The 332-nt window shown below is 46.1% G+C and carries 1 protein-coding gene and 1 rRNA gene; one reads left to right on the top strand and one right to left on the bottom strand.

From position 1 onward, the window contains the following. Nucleotides 1-228 (top strand): hypothetical protein (locus ACTQ3A_RS13990; protein WP_441495201.1); only part of this gene is annotated, 228 nt, incomplete at its 5' end. A 3-nt stretch (nucleotides 229-231) separates the two neighbouring features. Here ACTQ3A_RS13990 and rrf read toward each other — a convergent pair. Further along, a 5S ribosomal RNA gene (gene rrf / locus ACTQ3A_RS13995) occupies nucleotides 232-332 on the bottom strand; the annotation flags it as partial.

Raw genomic sequence — 332 nt, forward strand, 5'->3', positions numbered from 1 at the left:
CGATTGTGCTTTGGATTTCTTTTTGGAATCGTTTGTGTATTCAGTTTTCAAGGTACGTATCTGGCTTTATCAGCCATACCAGCCGAAAAGTTTATCTTCTCAGCTCGTATCGCCGGTAAAGCTTTTGCTTTCCCAGCAGCAGGTGATTTCCACTCTTATAAGAAACTTGCACTCCTATCTTATAAGGAGAGATCTCCACTCGCTTTATTATATGCTTATTCGTTGTAAGGATGCTGGCGGCCGCCTATCTTTCCATACTGTCTCCGGCATAGTATTTTCGGCCGCCCGGGTCTTAACCATCGTGTTCGGAATGGGAACGGGTGTCTCCCCCG

This window comes from Bilifractor sp. LCP21S3_F8, assembly GCF_052117805.1.
Classification (GTDB): domain Bacteria; phylum Bacillota; class Clostridia; order Lachnospirales; family Lachnospiraceae; genus Bilifractor.